This window comes from Ruegeria sp. CDSA141 (genome assembly GCF_059612005.1).
Genome location: NZ_JBXWPT010000001.1, coordinates 360350 through 374968 on the forward strand (window position 1 = coordinate 360350; position 14619 = coordinate 374968).

The 14619-nt window shown below is 58.4% G+C and carries 16 protein-coding genes; 10 read left to right on the forward strand and 6 right to left on the reverse strand.

Annotated features, from left to right (window positions below):
• The first annotated feature begins 13 nt into the window (after positions 1 to 13).
• The 3 genes from AC2FLP_RS01800 to AC2FLP_RS01810 are packed head-to-tail and all read left to right on the forward strand — an operon-like array spanning position 14 to position 2382.
• Entirely contained in the window at positions 14 to 838 is an 825-nt protein-coding gene (locus AC2FLP_RS01800; protein ID WP_299894303.1) for a sulfite exporter TauE/SafE family protein, read from the forward strand.
• On the forward strand, positions 835 to 1617 hold the full coding sequence (locus AC2FLP_RS01805) for a hypothetical protein (RefSeq protein ID WP_496681141.1): 783 nt from the start codon (positions 835 to 837) through the stop codon (positions 1615 to 1617). The genes AC2FLP_RS01800 and AC2FLP_RS01805 overlap by 4 nt, the downstream gene beginning before the upstream one ends.
• Positions 1618 to 1653: 36 nt before the next feature.
• Positions 1654 to 2382, forward strand: a complete 729-nt coding sequence (locus AC2FLP_RS01810; RefSeq protein ID WP_299894297.1) for a SpoIIAA family protein — start codon at positions 1654 to 1656, stop codon at positions 2380 to 2382.
• A gap of 640 nt (positions 2383 to 3022) precedes the next feature.
• On the opposite strand, the gene AC2FLP_RS01815 is transcribed toward AC2FLP_RS01810, so the two are convergent.
• From AC2FLP_RS01815 to ccmI, 3 genes are read right to left on the reverse strand one after another with little or no spacing between them, the layout of a single operon-like run.
• Positions 3023 to 3256, reverse strand: coding sequence for a DUF1289 domain-containing protein (locus AC2FLP_RS01815; protein ID WP_117868549.1), 234 nt, complete (start codon positions 3254 to 3256; stop codon positions 3023 to 3025).
• A gap of 17 nt (positions 3257 to 3273) precedes the next feature.
• Positions 3274 to 3738 (reverse strand): Holliday junction resolvase RuvX, encoded by a 465-nt coding sequence (gene ruvX, locus AC2FLP_RS01820; protein ID WP_117868550.1) that lies wholly within the window; start codon positions 3736 to 3738, stop codon positions 3274 to 3276.
• Positions 3735 to 4955 (reverse strand): c-type cytochrome biogenesis protein CcmI, encoded by a 1221-nt coding sequence (gene ccmI, locus AC2FLP_RS01825; protein ID WP_496681137.1) that lies wholly within the window; start codon positions 4953 to 4955, stop codon positions 3735 to 3737. The genes ruvX and ccmI overlap by 4 nt, the downstream gene beginning before the upstream one ends.
• A 176-nt stretch (positions 4956 to 5131) precedes the next feature.
• Between ccmI and AC2FLP_RS01830 the strand changes: the two genes are divergently transcribed.
• The 4 genes from AC2FLP_RS01830 (at position 5132) to AC2FLP_RS01845 (ending at position 10422) form a co-directional block, all read left to right on the forward strand.
• A complete protein-coding gene (locus AC2FLP_RS01830) occupies positions 5132 to 6376 on the forward strand; it encodes a sarcosine oxidase subunit beta family protein (protein WP_117872663.1) in 1245 nt (414 codons plus the stop codon).
• 75 nt (positions 6377 to 6451) lie between these two features.
• Complete coding sequence (locus AC2FLP_RS01835) at positions 6452 to 6781, forward strand: sarcosine oxidase subunit delta (RefSeq protein ID WP_496681134.1); 330 nt, start codon at positions 6452 to 6454, stop codon at positions 6779 to 6781.
• A gap of 67 nt (positions 6782 to 6848) precedes the next feature.
• Positions 6849 to 9863, forward strand: coding sequence for a sarcosine oxidase subunit alpha family protein (locus AC2FLP_RS01840; RefSeq protein ID WP_496681131.1), 3015 nt, complete (start codon positions 6849 to 6851; stop codon positions 9861 to 9863).
• Positions 9856 to 10422, forward strand: coding sequence for a sarcosine oxidase subunit gamma (locus AC2FLP_RS01845; protein WP_117868553.1), 567 nt, complete (start codon positions 9856 to 9858; stop codon positions 10420 to 10422). The genes AC2FLP_RS01840 and AC2FLP_RS01845 overlap by 8 nt, the downstream gene beginning before the upstream one ends.
• 39 nt (positions 10423 to 10461) lie before the next feature.
• On the opposite strand, the gene AC2FLP_RS01850 is transcribed toward AC2FLP_RS01845, so the two are convergent.
• Together AC2FLP_RS01850 and AC2FLP_RS01855 are read right to left on the reverse strand one after the other, a co-directional pair.
• Complete coding sequence (locus AC2FLP_RS01850) at positions 10462 to 10893, reverse strand: hypothetical protein (protein WP_299894275.1); 432 nt, start codon at positions 10891 to 10893, stop codon at positions 10462 to 10464.
• Positions 10894 to 10956: 63 nt separating this feature from the next.
• Positions 10957 to 11718 carry an FkbM family methyltransferase gene (locus tag AC2FLP_RS01855; protein ID WP_496681127.1) on the reverse strand — a complete coding sequence of 254 codons (762 nt, stop codon included), beginning with the start codon at positions 11716 to 11718 and terminating at the stop codon, positions 10957 to 10959.
• A gap of 100 nt (positions 11719 to 11818) precedes the next feature.
• Between AC2FLP_RS01855 and AC2FLP_RS01860 the strand changes: the two genes are divergently transcribed.
• The 3 genes from AC2FLP_RS01860 (at position 11819) to AC2FLP_RS01870 (ending at position 13982) form a co-directional block, all read left to right on the forward strand.
• Positions 11819 to 12418 (forward strand): superoxide dismutase, encoded by a 600-nt coding sequence (locus AC2FLP_RS01860; RefSeq protein ID WP_113789565.1) that lies wholly within the window; start codon positions 11819 to 11821, stop codon positions 12416 to 12418.
• 4 nt (positions 12419 to 12422) lie between these two features.
• A complete protein-coding gene (locus AC2FLP_RS01865) occupies positions 12423 to 13301 on the forward strand; it encodes a metallophosphoesterase (protein ID WP_299894267.1) in 879 nt (292 codons plus the stop codon).
• A 219-nt stretch (positions 13302 to 13520) separates the two neighbouring features.
• Positions 13521 to 13982, forward strand: a complete 462-nt coding sequence (locus tag AC2FLP_RS01870) for a baeRF12 domain-containing protein (protein WP_299894264.1) — start codon at positions 13521 to 13523, stop codon at positions 13980 to 13982.
• A gap of 43 nt (positions 13983 to 14025) precedes the next feature.
• Here the strand turns inward: AC2FLP_RS01870 and AC2FLP_RS01875 are convergent, their stop codons facing one another.
• Positions 14026 to 14577 (reverse strand): LOG family protein, encoded by a 552-nt coding sequence (locus AC2FLP_RS01875; RefSeq protein WP_496681122.1) that lies wholly within the window; start codon positions 14575 to 14577, stop codon positions 14026 to 14028.
• Positions 14578 to 14619: the final 42 nt, after the last annotated feature.

Sequence of the window (14619 nt, forward strand, 5' to 3'; positions counted from 1 at the left end):
GGCAGGGGGAACGATGCCCGAGACGATGTTGCTGGCCCAGATGCTGGGCCTTTTGCTTGTGATCGGAGCGCTGGCCGGCGTACTTGCCGGATTGCTGGGGGTTGGCGGTGGAATTGTTTTGGTGCCCGCCTTTTTCTATGCGTTTCAAACTCTGGGATATGGCGGTCCGCAGTTGATGCAACTGTGTCTGGCCACGTCGCTGGCAACGATAATCGTGACATCGGTCCGATCCGTTCTTGCGCACAATAAGAAGGGTGCGGTGGATTGGGATATCCTGCGCGGTTGGGGGCCGGGTATCGTCGTCGGGGCGATCATCGGGGTTCTGGTTGCTTCGGCTCTGCGCACCGAGGCCTTGCAGGCGCTGTTCGGCATATTGGGAATGGTGATCGGAGCTTACCTTGGGCTGGGACGTTCGGACTGGCGGCTAGGGGATGTCATGCCCGGCGGAATAACGCGGGCCATCCTGTCTCCCGCGGTCGGGTTTCTATCCGTTCTGATGGGGATAGGCGGTGGTAGTTTTGGTGTGCCGCTGATGAGTCTTTACAACACGCCGATCCACCGTGCCGTGGCAACCGCGGCCGGATTTGGTGTGATCATTGCCGTGCCCTCGGTCATCGGGTTTTTGTTCCTGGATATTGCACCGGAACATCGGCCACCGCTGACCATTGGGGCGGTCAATCTTGTGGCTTTCGGTATTGTCGTGGCAATGACGATGATCACCGCGCCTTGGGGGGTGAAGCTGGCCCATGCGATGGACCCGAAACCTTTGAAGCGCGTATTCGCTGTGTTCCTTACACTGGTGGCGCTCAATATGCTTCGCAAGGCAATAGGTTTGTGACCGACTTCCGCGTCAAGGGCTGGGTGAAATTCCCATATGATCGGGTGCTTGCAGCTTGGGTGGGTCATGCGCTGCCCGCCGCACGGGCCGCTGTAACGGACCCGGCCCATGCTAACTGGCTTGACTGCGAAGGGACGTGGTTCATTGGTGTCGACGCGTTGCCCAATGACGCGCAGGGCAGGGTTGGTCAATCGGGGCCTCTGGCCGGAGCCGCCATGTCATTCATTGCAGAGCGTTTTGGGGAATTGCCGCTTCACAAGGGGCAAGTCTCGGTCATGTATCCGGGATATCCACGTCCGCGTCGGGGGGAAAACGAAGCCGCCGCACGGTATCGCAAAAACCGGGACGCGGCCCATGTGGACGGCCTGCGCCCGATGGGGCCGGATCGTCGCCGCCGCGTGGATGAGCCGCATGCCTGGATTTTGGGTATACCGCTGACCAAGGCCAGCCGGAATGCGTCGCCCATGGTGTTGTGGGAAGGCAGCCATCATATCCTAGGTGCGGCGTTCAGGCGCGCTCTTGCGGGGAAGCCACAAGAGCGCCTGCATGAAGTCGATATTACGGATATCTACCAATCCGCCCGTCGCGAGGTGTTCGAAACCTGTCCGCGAATCGAATTGCCAGCCAAACCGGGCGAGGCTTACGTGCTGCACCGCCACTGTCTGCACGGGGTTGCCTTTTGGGCAGACACGGCAAATGCAGGGCCGGATGGACGGATGATCGCCTATTTCCGCCCGGAATGTGCCGGGGGTGTAGCGGAATGGATCGAATCCCCTTAACCTCCTGTCATTGTTTGGCTTTGGAGGTTTTGACCGATGATTACGGTCCATACGAATTCTGATGGTGCTTTGATAGAAGTCGAGTTGTCGGGGCAAGTCACCAGCGCCGACTACGCGGATGTCTTGGTTCCTGCGATCGAAGCAGCGCTGACCGAACACGACTCGGTTCGGCTTTTGGCCATCGTGCAGCCGGAGTTCAAGGGGTATGATTTGGGTGCGGCATGGTCTGACACCAAGCTGGGGCTCAGTCACTGGCGGGGGTTCGACCGGATTGCGGTTGTTGCCGATCAGGGCTGGGTGCAAACCAGCATCCGACTGGCGGCCCCGATCCTGCCGTGTCCCGTTCAGGTATTCGAATTGGCCGAGCTTGAGGCCGCGCGCCGCTGGATGCGCGAGTCGCTGGGATCCATTCACGTGACGGATCTGGAGGGCCCATGCGTGCAGATCAGCCTTTTGGGAAAGCTGGACCCGGAGGAATACAAGCAGGCAGAGCGCGACCTGGACGCTTTGTTGCATGATCGATCCGGGTTTCGCTTGTTGATTGACCTGAGGGAATTTGATGGCTGGCAGGGGTTGTCGGCTCTTGCAGCGCATTTTCGTCTGGCCAGCCGACATATCGGGCAACTGGACCGCGCAGCCATCGTTGGGGACAAAAGCTGGCAGCACATGGCGCAACGCGTAGCCAGTCATGTGTTGGGCACACGGACTCAGTTCTTTCCGTCCGAGGATATCGAAAATGCCAAAACCTGGTTGGCCGCCGGATAAGGAACTTCGCTATACCCTCACGTGTTTTGACTGATTCAACTGCCAGCAGGCGGCCCCTGTGTTGTGTCCGCAGGTCAGGGTAAAGCACCGTTGAACGCGAGGAGACCAACTCTGATTGGCTTTTTCCGCCGTTCCACGCTTTCCACCGGTCTTGACACCGTTCCGGACAAAAGTTGTGACGTAAGGGAACTGGTGGGTTTTTTCGTGGAATATCTGACGTTAACGTCAAACCAGACCAAAAACCGTGTGTTTTCCCCCTAATATTGACCGGAAGTGCCCTTACCTACGCCGTGTCGCTGCGGGCCTCCACTCACGTTGAACAGATGCGTTCATGAGCTGGCCCCTCTTGGAGCTCGACCTCGGCCCGCAGCGGCACAGTTATTGGAAGCGGGAAGTTTGCGATGACATTTAAGTTGTTGATGGAAAGATTTACTGCACGAAAGACGCCTTCATTCGAGGTGGTCAAGACCTGCAAGAAACATGTCCAACGTGCACGAGAAGAATCCGAGACTGCAAAAACGAGTAGATCCGAAATTGTAGCTCTGTTCGAGACCGAGCTGCGCGGGCAAGACACGAACAGGTCGGCCCACGACAAATCCAATGACCACAGGGATACGTCCCCAAAGCAGACTGGCTGACTTCAGGAGCCGTTTATGCGCGCTGCACGCCCGCCACGGCGTTTGCTGAGGCGCGGCTTTCTGGTTGGCAGGTTTTCCATGATTTCGGCGCGTTCGCTGCTGTCCATTTTGGACCAGCGGGTGATTTCATCAATCGTGCGATAACAGCCGGTACAGATACGTTCCGTGGGGTGAACGACACAGATCTGGACACAAGGGCTTTCGACCTCATTCCTTTTCCAAACCATATTCGTCATCACTGGTCTCCGACCCGTTACAAAAAGCGCAGCCTGTCCAGCGCCCCTTGCAAGATATAGCCGGCTGCAACGTGATCAATAACCTGTCCGCGACGTTTTCGTGTCGTATCCGCCTCAAGCAGTGCTTTTTCTGCCGCAACTGTGCTGAGCCGTTCGTCCCAAAATCCGATGGGCAAATCGGTCAGGCGGGACAAATTGCGGGCAAATGCCCGCGTTGACTGGCATCTTGGCCCTTCGCTGCCATCCATGTTCTTGGGCAACCCCAGCAAGATGCCCCCGATCTCGCGATCGGTCACAATTTCGATCAGGCGGGCGGAATCGAGCGTGAATTTCTTGCGCCGTACCGTTTCCAGCGGGCTGGCGACGCCGCGCATCCGGTCGGACACCGCGACGCCGATTGTCTTTTCCCCAAGGTCCAGCCCCATCAGGGCACTCATAGGTTGCAGCGCTGCTGCAAATTCTTCGATAGCGTCATGGATCATTGAGCGATCCCGGCTTGAAGGGCCGCCGCATCGATGATCTGCAACGCCTCTGAGTTGCCGGCAAACACTTCCATGGCCTCATCCCGTATATCGATGGCACGCTGGCCCTGGCCTAGAACGCCCAAGGCTGCGATCAGACGGGCCCATTCCTCGGGGGACCCGCCTTCTGTCGCCAGACGATCAGACAACTGGTCCACCATACCCTGAATCATCTGCTGCCGTTCTCCGGGGCTAAGCTCCGCGGCGGCGGCCATGTCTTCCTGACTGGGGCCGGGTGCCGTGCTCAGATCCGGTGCATTGAATACACCGGCCCGAAATGCCAGTTCGTCGATCTGAGCCCGTATCGCTCCGGCCCATGGCGCACCTGCCGGGGCATCCTGCAACGTTTCAACCCACATACGATAGGCGAGGTCCGGCCGCCCGATCTGGGCCAGCATCTGCCCCCAATAATAGCGTGCCGGGCCGTGACGAGGGTCACGGTTCAGCGCTTCGATCAGGGCCTGTTCCGCTTCGGGTGAGACGTAACCACCCGCCGCCAGAATCATCATTTCAGCCAAATCCGCGTAAGTGTCGGCCGTGGCAGTGTCGCCGGACAGTTCGATCACCCTTTGCTGCGCGGTGTACCCATCCTTGAAGTTGCCTGCATTCGTCTCGTGCTGCGCCAGCAGCATCTGACCCTGCAAATCGTCTGGCCGGTTCGCTACCGTTTCACGCAACTGCTTCAGCAGGTTCGCATAGCTTTCGTCCAGCTGCGCAGGTTGGGGCGGGGTCGCCAGCTCTTCCGCGGCGCTTTGGGATGGCCGGTTGGCGCGCACTTCTTTGGCCAATTCAAGCCGTGCGGTCAGAGGCATATCGGGTAATCCGACGGCCCCGGTGCGATTATACATCGCCAATGCGCCACCGATCAGAAGCAGCGAGATTGCCAAGATCGACAACGCTGAAACGGTACGAGAAGGCCCGGCGCCGGCGCCCTCTTTTTTCATCTGATCGTCTGCGGCCAGAATACGGCGGGAAATTTCCGTGCGGACCCGTTCAGCGTCGGCCTTGCCAATGACCCCGCGCGCCAGATCCCGGTCCACACCGGCCAACTGTTCGCGATAAACCCGCAGATCGTAAGCCGCAGCGGGTTCATCCCCACGGCGTTTGCGCAGCAGAGTAAAGCTGAGAAAAGCTGCGATCAGCAGCGCGACAAGAAAAATCAGAACCCAGAACGTCATGGTCCCTCCGAGGATGCTGCCCTGACTTAGACCTGTGAGGCGTCCGACAAAAGGGACAAATGGCCGCGAATGAGCGACATGTCGCAATAGTGCTATATTGCGGCGTTGCACGGCAGGGCTAAAATGCACTCACACGGCATATCTGCGCCCAATCACCGAACCGGATGGATTCGCACATGAAACACTATTCAGCCTTTGCTGTGGCGCGGGAAGCTCTGCGCTATCACACCGGATGGGAGCGCGCTTGGCGCTCACCCGAACCCAAGAAGCGTTATGACGTCATCATCGTTGGTGCTGGCGGTCATGGTCTGGCGACCGCGTATTACCTTGGTAAGAACTACGGTATTCAGAATGTCGCGGTTATCGAAAAAGGCTGGCTGGGCGGTGGCAACACCGGCCGCAACACGACGATCATCCGCTCGAACTACCTGCAAGACCCGTCTGCTGCAATCTACGAGAAAGCGCGCAGCCTCTACGAGGACCTGAGCCAGGAGCTGAACTACAACATCATGTTCAGCCCGCGCGGTGTCATCATGTTGGCGCAGACCCAGCACGAGATCCGCGGCTATCAGCGAACGGCCCATGCCAACGCCCTGCAAGGCGTAAAGACTGAATGGATCGGTCCCGAACGCGTCAAGCAACTGGTGCCTATCATCAACCTGGACGGCCCCCGGTATCCGGTTCTGGGCGGCCTTTGGCAGGAACGCGGGGGCACTGCGCGCCATGATGCGGTGGCGTGGGGCTATGCGCGTGCCTGTTCGGCGATGGGTATGGATATCATCCAGCAATGCGAAGTCACCGGTATACGCTCGGATAAAGGTCGCGTCGTCGGGGTCGACACCACCAAGGGTGCCATCGATTGTGACAAGCTGGGCATCGTCGTCGCGGGCCATTCGGGTCAGTTGGCCGAGATGGCGGGCTTCCGTCTGCCGCTGGAAGCCGTTGCGTTGCAGGCGCTGGTATCGGAGCCCATCAAACCCTGCATGGATGTGGTTGTGATGGCCAACACCGTGCACGGCTACATGTCTCAGTCCGACAAGGGCGAGATGGTGATCGGCGGGGGAACCGACGGGTTCAACAACTTCACGCAGCGCGGGTCTTTCCATCATATTGAGGAAACGGTGCGGGCGCTTGTCGAAACCTTCCCAATGATTTCGCGCCTGAAGATGCTGCGTCAGTGGGGCGGGATCGTGGACATGACCGGTGACCGCTCGCCCATCCTGTCGAAAACGTCTTTGCAGGGCTGCTTTATCAATGGCGGCTGGGGCACCGGTGGCTTCAAGGCAATTCCGGGATCGGGCTGGGGGATGGCGCAGTTGATGGCCACGGGACATTCACCGCTGACCGAAGCCTTCTCGCTGGACCGCTTCAAAGAGGGCCGCTTCATTGACGAAAGCGTCGCCGCCGGGGTGGCACACTAAGGGGGGTCCCCAAGGTGCCAGAAAACAGAATTCAGGTCGGCCCCCGTGCCGACCGACCGCCAAAAGGATGACAACATGCTAATCCTGAATTGCCCCTATTGCGGCGTAGACGCCGAAGAAACCGAACTGGCCGCTGGTGGTGAGGCGCATCTGAAGCGTTTCGGCCCGGGCTCGTCCGAAGACGATTTCCACGACTACCTGTTCATGCGTGAAAACCCGAAGGGTGTTCACTTTGAACGCTGGCGGCACGCCAATGGCTGCGGCAAGTGGTTCCACGCCGCTCGCTGCACGCAGACACTCGAAGTGTTCGGCACCTATTCCGCGCAGGTCACCGAGCCGCCGCAAGACATCAAGGATGCCATCACCGCTAAACGGCCCGGCTGGACGTGGAGAGAGTTCTCCTGATGCTTCATCTTTTCAAAAATACTCCCGCCGGAGGCTTTGACGCCTCCACATGCGAAAGGTCAGCGACATGAGCACCCGTCTCGCAAAACAAGGCCGGCTGATTGACCGGTCGAAGAAAGTTACATTTACCTTTAACGGCACTTCTATGCAGGGCTACGAAGGCGATACGCTCGCCTCAGCGCTGCTGGCCAACGATCAGATGATGATGGGCCGGTCGTTCAAGTACCACCGCCCCCGCGGAGTTGTCGCCAGCGGCGCGGAAGAGCCGAACGCCCTTGTCGGTCTGGGACAGGGCAACCGGTTCGAGCCGAACCAGCGCGCCACGACGACCGAGTTGTTCAACGGCTTGACCGCAATTTCACAGAACCATTGGCCAAGCCTTGAACATGATATCGGCGCGGTTAACACGGCGTTTGCCAGGTTCCTGCCGGCCGGATTCTACTACAAGACCTTCATCCACCCCAAGCCCTTCTGGAAACACGTCTACGAACCTTTCATCCGGCAGTCGGCGGGATTGGGCAAGGCGCCCGACAAGGACAACCGGGATGCCGACACTTATGAGCACTTCTACGCCTTTACAGATGTTTTGGTGATTGGTGGTGGTGTGGCTGGTTTGCAGGCGGCCAAGGCGGCGGCACAATCCGGTGCGAAGGTTCTGCTGATCGAGCAGACCGCGCATTGGGGCGGTCGCGCTCCGGTTGACGGAGGCACCGTCAATGGTGAGCCTGTGGATAAGTTCGTGGAACAATTGGTTTCCGAACTCGAAACAATGGACAGCGTTATTATGCGCACACGCTGCATGGGAGCGGGTGTTTACGATCATGGTTATGTGTTGGGATACGAACGTCTGACGGACCACACGCCGGGCGTGCAGGGCCCGCGCCACCGCTTGTGGCGTATTCGTGCCAAGCAAATTGTGACGGCAACAGGTGCAATTGAAAGACCATTGTCCTTTGCTGGCAACGATGTTCCGGGTGTGATGCTGGCTTCGGCCATGCGCGATTATGTCGTGAACTGGGGGGTGACTCCGGGGGATCGTGTCATCGTCGCCACCAACAATGATGACGCTTACCGCACCGCGATTATCCTGAAACAGGCAGGTGTGGATGTTTTGCGTATTGTTGACGCACGGGCAACGGCTGGACCTTTGGCGGAAGAAGCCCGCCAGTTGGGTATCCGCGTCGATCCGGGCAAAGCCATTGCCAAAGTCAAAGGCGGCAAGCGCGTCAAAAAGGTTGCCATCTGCAATCAGGAAGGTGTCGGCGGCGCGCGTGAAGAGGTTGAGGCGGATGCGGTCGCCATGTCTGGTGGCTGGTCTCCGGTCGTGCACATGTGGTCCCATTGCGGAGGCAAGCTGATCTGGGACGACGCGAACGCGCATTTCCGGCCAGATCCTGAGCGTCCACCGCTGGGGGCCGACGGCAAGGGGTTCGTTGTTGCTGCTGGCGCGTCCAACGGTCCTCTGGCGTTGCAAGATGTACTGACAGACGCGCATGTCGCCGGTAAGGCCGCTGCCAAGGCGGCTGGCTTCAAACCCAAGAACACCAAGGCGCCCGCAGGTGAGACAACCGTCGAAACGCCGATGGAAGCGGTTTGGCTCATGCCGGCAAATGCAGAAGTTCAATTGCGCATGAAGTCCTGGCTGGACTTCCAGAACGACGTCAAAGTTTCAGACGTCCAACTGGCTGCGCGCGAAGGGTATGAAAGCGTCGAACACACCAAGCGCTACACTACGCTGGGTATGGCAACTGATCAGGGTAAATTGAGCAACATCAACGGATTGGCAATCCTTGCTGATGCGCTGGAATCCGAAATCCCCAAGGTTGGCACAACGACCTTCCGCCCACCCTATACGCCTATCTCGATGGGTGCGGTCGGCGGTGAGGCACGGGGTGAGGTCTTTCAGCCAATCCGTCAGACACCGATGCACAACTGGCACGACAGGAACGGAGCCGACTGGGAGCCGGTTGGCCATTGGCGCCGTGCCTATGCCTATGTCCGCCCCGGTGAGTCTGTGCACGACGCGGTCAATCGCGAGGTCAAGAACACCCGCGAAAACCTCGGCCTGCTGGATGCCTCGACGTTGGGCAAACTGATCGTCAAAGGCCCGGATGCCGGCAAGTTCCTCGACATGATGTACACCAACATGATGTCCACGCTGAAGGTCGGCAAGTGTCGCTACGGTCTGATGTGTTCGGAAAACGGCTTTCTGATCGACGACGGCGTTGTCGCCCGAATCGACGAGGACACATGGCTGTGCCACACGACTACCGGCGGAGCCGAGCGCATCCATGGTCATATGGAAGAATGGCTTCAAACGGAATGGTGGGACTGGAAAGTCTATGTTGCCAACGTGACCGAGCAATACGCGCAGGTCGCCGTGGTTGGCCCCAACGCCCGCAAGGTGCTGGAGAAGCTGGGCGGCATGGATGTCAGCAAAGAGGCGCTGCCCTTCATGGAATGGCGCGATGGCAAGATCGGAGACTTCGTTTGCCGGGCCTACCGCATTTCGTTCTCGGGCGAGTTGTCGTACGAAATCGCCGTGCCCGCAAGTCATGGTCAGGCGTTCTGGGATGCCCTGATGGAGGCAGGTAAAGAATTCGGCGTCATGCCGTACGGAACCGAATGCCTGCACATCCTGCGGGCCGAGAAGGGCTTTATCATGATCGGCGACGAGACCGACGGCACCGTGATCCCGCAGGATTTGGGGCTGCACTGGGCGCTTTCGAAAAAGAAAGAGGACTATCTGGGCAAACGTGCCCATTCCCGCAGCCACATGGCGGATCCCGAGCGTTGGAAACTGGTCGGTCTCGAGACTGTGGATGGATCGGTTCTGCCGGATGGTGCTTACGCGGTGGGCGAGGGCGTCAATGCCAACGGTCAGCGCAATATGATCGGCCGTGTGACGTCGACATATTACTCTGCCAACCTCGACAAGGGTATCGCCATGGGGCTGATCAAACACGGTCCCGACCGCATGGGCGAGATCGTCGAGTTCCCGGGCACCGACGGAAAAACCTACAAAGCCAAGATCGTGGACCCGATCTTCTATGACAAGGACGGGGAGAAGCAGAATGTCTGAACCCATCAGCGCATTAAACCACGCAAGCTATTCCGGCATCGCCAAGATCGAGGAATGCGGTCTTCAGGGTATGATCACGCTGCGCGGCGACCTGTCCGACAAGGTGCTGGCCAAGGCCGTCAAGGATGCGACCGGCCAGAAAGTGCCCGGTCAGCGCGAGGCGCTGGTCAAGGGCGATACCGGCGTGGCTTGGATGTCGACGGACGAGTTGCTGGTGCTGGTGCCATACGCAGAAGTCGACGCCAAACTGGCCGACATGGTCGGTGCCCTGAGTGGCACCCACGCTTTGGCGGTCAACGTCTCGGATGCCCGCGCCGTCTTCTGTATCTCTGGTGCCAGCGCCCGCGAAGTTCTGGGTAAGGTTGCACCTGTCGATCTGTCGGCGGATGCTTTCCAGCCTGGCCAAATCCGCCGCTCACGTCTGGCGCAAGTGGCAGGTGCTTTCTGGATGGACGATGAACAGACCTTCCGGGTGGTCTGCTTCCGCTCGGCTGCGGATTACGTTTTCAAACTGCTCAAGGTTGCGGCGCAACCTGGCAGTGAGGTCGGGATCTACTGAAAGAAAAGAAGAATGCCCCGGTTCTACCGGGGCATTTTCTCATTTTACCGTGGAGCAGGTCCCGACCCCAAAGGGCTTGTTCGCAAAATTTCCCTGAACAAATGCCATGCGAACGGCGACTGTGTTGTCGGATGGTTTCAGGTTCGCTTGATATCGAACACGGGCATTGCCACCGGCGACCATTTTTTGATCGAGGTTCCAGATAACACGATACCCCTTGGCACCGCGGTCTTTGAATTTTGCTTTGGCCCAATCTTGGTACGACGTTGCGGCCATCGCCGAAGCTGTGGCGGGGTCAATCCGGAAAGCATACTCTGGCGCAATCCAGCCATGGGCGTCTTGCTTGGTCATCTTGCAATGATAGGTAACTGTTTCTGCCGTAGCGGTTTGTGCAAGCACTGCGGCGGTGACAATCAGGAAAAGTCTTTTCATTTTATCCGGTTGGCCGTGATTTTTGATGTACACACTCAAAGTGATACATCTCAGAAATGCAAGCAGGACTTCGCGTAAACAAAGAAAAAGTCGCCTGACGTTCTACCCATGCATGAGAATGGTGTGAAAACGGTTCAGGCCGTCTTTGGTCAGCAAGTCCGAAACCTTGAGAGGGTGCGCTTTGTCGTCCGACAGCCCCGAGTAAAACCCCAGTTCATTTATCAAAGCGCTGACACGTTCGTGCCTCTCGTTTTCCGGCAGCAATGGTGCGTGAAGCGATAGAAGCAGGGCAGGCCGCCGTTCCCTCAGCCACGCGGACAGAGTGGGTGCAACAATAAATTCCGCCCCTTCGATGTCCATTTTGACCAGCGAAACCCGTGACAGGTCGTTTGTCTTTTCGAATTGATCCCAGGCGATCGTCAGCGCATCCGATCCATGTGCGCCGTCGTGCAGAAGTGAGCTGGTGGAATCTCCGGGCTCACCGCGCACGGAGGCCATGCGTGCCACACCAAACCGATCTGACAGGGCGACTCCGAATGCCGAGACGTTCTGAACGTCATTCAGATCAAGGTTCCATGCCAGGTGCCGGAACGCGGTCGGGTCAGGCTCAAAACACCAGACATGCCGTGCCCTGCGTGCACCGTACAACACCGTCGGGCCAATCCACGCTCCGATATCCAGATAGTCGCTTTGCGGGGACAGGAACCGGTCAAGCACTGCAAAAGTTTCAGGTTCCCAAGCGCCCGCAGTGGCTTTGCGCCAGAATTTCGAATGATACGGGTCCAGACGAAAGGGCTCGCCGTTCAGATTGCCCGCATAATATCCGCGGGCGCGATAGAACATCTTGCGCACCTGTGTCAGCATCGCCTGCCTCCGGGTTTTCTTGTCTCGCCCCTTGACCTGCGGCGGCAGCCAAAGCATTTAACCTTGGGAACCGCAACTTACATTTAAACAGGGGGCCGACATGGCTTTTGAACTTCCTGATCTTCCTTATGCACATGACGCGCTGGCAGCCAAGGGTATGTCCGCGGAAACGTTGGAATATCACCACGACCTGCACCACAAGGCCTATGTCGACAACGGCAACAAGCTGATCGCCGGCACCGAATGGGACGGCAAGTCGCTGGAAGAGATCATCGTTGGCACCTACGACGCGAACGCTGTTGCACAGAACGGCATCTTCAACAACATCAGCCAGCTGTGGAACCACAACCAGTTCTGGGAAATGATGGGGCCCGGCGGCAACGCAATGCCCGGTGAGCTGGAAAAAGCTCTGACAGAAAGCTTTGGTTCGGTTGACGAATTCAAATCGCAGTTCAGCGCCGCTGGTGCTGGTCAGTTCGGTTCGGGATGGGCGTGGCTGGTCAAGAATGCAGATGGCTCGCTGGCCGTAACCAAAACCGAGAACGGTGTTAACCCGCTTTGTTTTGGTCAGACCGCGCTGCTGGGTTGCGATGTTTGGGAGCACAGCTATTACATAGATTTCCGCAACAAGCGCCCGGCTTACCTGTCGAACTTCCTCGACAATCTGGTGAACTGGGAAAACGTCGCATCACGGATGTAATGAATTGAACCGACGCCGGTTCATAAAGGGCCTGCTGGCGGTGACGCTGGCAGGCCTTGTTACGGCCGCCTACGGGTTCGTCATTGAACCCGCAGTGCGGTTGCGCGTGCGCAAATGGCGCATTCAGCGGGACGACTGGACGGCGCCGCCGCTCAGAATCGCCGTACTGTCCGATTTGCATGTCGGCGAACCCTATGTCGGCCTGAACCGCGTAAAGCAGGTGGTCCGCCGAACCAATGCGCTGGCTCCGGACGTGATCCTTCTGCTGGGTGATTTCTTTGCAAGCCACAAAGCTGTCTCGGACGCGGTGAAGATGCAGGACCTGGCACCCGTGCTTGCCGGGCTTGAGGCGAAGAATGGTGTCTTTGCCGTGCTGGGCAATCACGACTGGTGGGATGACAGGACGGCACAGCGGCGCGGATCCGGGCCCAATCACTACGCCGAAATCCTGGAACAGAATGGCATTTCGGTGTTGTCCAATACTGCCATCAAGCTCGAAACTCCGGGCATCTGGCTGGCCGGGCTTGAGGATCAGCTTGCGATCTGGCGCAAAGGCAAACCACAGGGATTGGACGATCTGGCAGGTACTTTGGGGCAGATCACCGATGACGCTCCGGTTGTGATGATGGCGCATGAGCCCGATGTTTTCCCCACTGTGCCCGAGCGGGTGGCCTTGACCCTTTCGGGGCACACACATGGTGGCCAGGTGCGCCTGTTCGGCTGGTCGCCCGTTGTGCCGTCGAAATTCGGCAACCGGTATGCCTATGGCCATGTACGCGAAGATGGGCGTGATCTGGTCGTGTCGGGCGGTATCGGATGTTCAATCCTGCCGGTTCGTCTGGGCGTGACGCCCGAAATCACCGTTGTCGAGATTTCCGCCTAAAGGGTTGATGACCAGACGGTGAAAACCCGCCGATACGCGCCCTTTTTGCATGACGGTATCTTGTTTGCTGCTCTCCAAAGCACATCTTTGAAAGGCGGAGGGAGAGAACCGCATATCACTTCAATCAATGATCGGGCTGCGCACTGTGCGTGCGCCAACGAAGCCGCATGTCCGGCAGGTCGAGGGATACCCAGAACACAACCTAATCAGGAGATCGCAATGGTCGCACTTACACAGGGAACTTGGGTTATTGTTGCAGATGGAGAGAAAGCGCTGGTGATGGAGAATATCACCGATGCCGACGATCCCAACCTTGTCGTCGTTGCTGTCGAAGAACAAGACGGTCCGACCGGGAAGCCGGCCGACCGCGCAGGTCGTCGCAACGACGGCGGACCAAATCAGAAATCAGCAGTTGAAGAACCCACGTGGAAGGCACACGCAAAATCTCTGTTTGTGCAGGATCTGGCGAATCTGTTGAATCGCAAGGGGCTGAAAGGGGCCTATGACCGGCTGGTTCTGGTGGCCAGCCCTCAGGTTCTGGGTCTGTTGCGGCGTCGGTTGCACAGCGAAGTGCTTGGAAAGGTCGTGGCAGAGGTCAACAAGACCCTGACCAATCATCCTTTGCACAAAGTCGAGCAAGTGGTGCGCCACAGTCTGCAACCCAAGGCCAGACTGGCCTGATCAATACGGCGGGCGGTTCAACCGCCCGCACGGTTTTCCATCGTCAGGTCAGTTTGTCCCGCAAGGCGACCATGGCTGTATCGGCGTCTTCAACCCAGGTGATGAAATTCGCCAGAGACGCGTCGGCAAAGCCTTGCCCGATCACCTGGTCCAACAATGTGTGCAATGCGTCCCAATACCCATTCACATTGACCACGACGATGGGTTTGTCATGCAGTCCAAGCTGGCGCCAGGTCAGCGCCTCGAACAGCTCGTCCAGCGACCCCGGACCGCCGGGCAGAACAACGACGGCATCAGCGTTCATGATCATGACCTTCTTGCGCTCGTGCATTGTCTCGGTGATCACGAAATGGGTCAGATCCGTTTTTCCGACCTCACGTTTGGCCAGGTGCACCGGAATGACGCCGAAGGTTTCACCACCGGCATTCTGTGCGGCACGGGCCACTTCACCCATCAAACCGACATCTCCGGCTCCGTAGACCAGCCGCCAGCCTTCCTGCGCCAGTAGGCTGCCAAACTGTCGGGCAGTTACAGAATAAGCCTTCTCGGCTCCATTGCGTGACCCGCAATACACACAGATTGATTTCTGAGACATTAAAGGTGGGCTCCGGGGTTGTGTCAGGGGTTTTGACCCGTG

What these genes read in the sequence shown, in the direction of transcription:
- AC2FLP_RS01800 (WP_299894303.1), top strand. Translation starts at nt 14, where the DNA reads ATGCCCGAGACGATGTTGCTGGCCCAGATGCTGGGCCTTTTGCTTGTG.
- AC2FLP_RS01810 (WP_299894297.1), top strand. Translation starts at nt 1,654, where the DNA reads ATGATTACGGTCCATACGAATTCTGATGGTGCTTTGATAGAAGTCGAG.
- AC2FLP_RS01815 (WP_117868549.1), bottom strand. Translation starts at nt 3,256, where the DNA reads ATGACGAATATGGTTTGGAAAAGGAATGAGGTCGAAAGCCCTTGTGTC.
- ruvX (WP_117868550.1), bottom strand. Translation starts at nt 3,738, where the DNA reads ATGATCCATGACGCTATCGAAGAATTTGCAGCAGCGCTGCAACCTATG.
- ccmI (WP_496681137.1), bottom strand. Translation starts at nt 4,955, where the DNA reads ATGACGTTCTGGGTTCTGATTTTTCTTGTCGCGCTGCTGATCGCAGCT.
- AC2FLP_RS01830 (WP_117872663.1), top strand. Translation starts at nt 5,132, where the DNA reads ATGAAACACTATTCAGCCTTTGCTGTGGCGCGGGAAGCTCTGCGCTAT.
- AC2FLP_RS01835 (WP_496681134.1), top strand. Translation starts at nt 6,452, where the DNA reads ATGCTAATCCTGAATTGCCCCTATTGCGGCGTAGACGCCGAAGAAACC.
- AC2FLP_RS01840 (WP_496681131.1), top strand. Translation starts at nt 6,849, where the DNA reads ATGAGCACCCGTCTCGCAAAACAAGGCCGGCTGATTGACCGGTCGAAG.
- AC2FLP_RS01845 (WP_117868553.1), top strand. Translation starts at nt 9,856, where the DNA reads ATGTCTGAACCCATCAGCGCATTAAACCACGCAAGCTATTCCGGCATC.
- AC2FLP_RS01855 (WP_496681127.1), bottom strand. Translation starts at nt 11,718, where the DNA reads ATGCTGACACAGGTGCGCAAGATGTTCTATCGCGCCCGCGGATATTAT.
- AC2FLP_RS01860 (WP_113789565.1), top strand. Translation starts at nt 11,819, where the DNA reads ATGGCTTTTGAACTTCCTGATCTTCCTTATGCACATGACGCGCTGGCA.
- AC2FLP_RS01870 (WP_299894264.1), top strand. Translation starts at nt 13,521, where the DNA reads ATGGTCGCACTTACACAGGGAACTTGGGTTATTGTTGCAGATGGAGAG.
- AC2FLP_RS01875 (WP_496681122.1), bottom strand. Translation starts at nt 14,577, where the DNA reads ATGTCTCAGAAATCAATCTGTGTGTATTGCGGGTCACGCAATGGAGCC.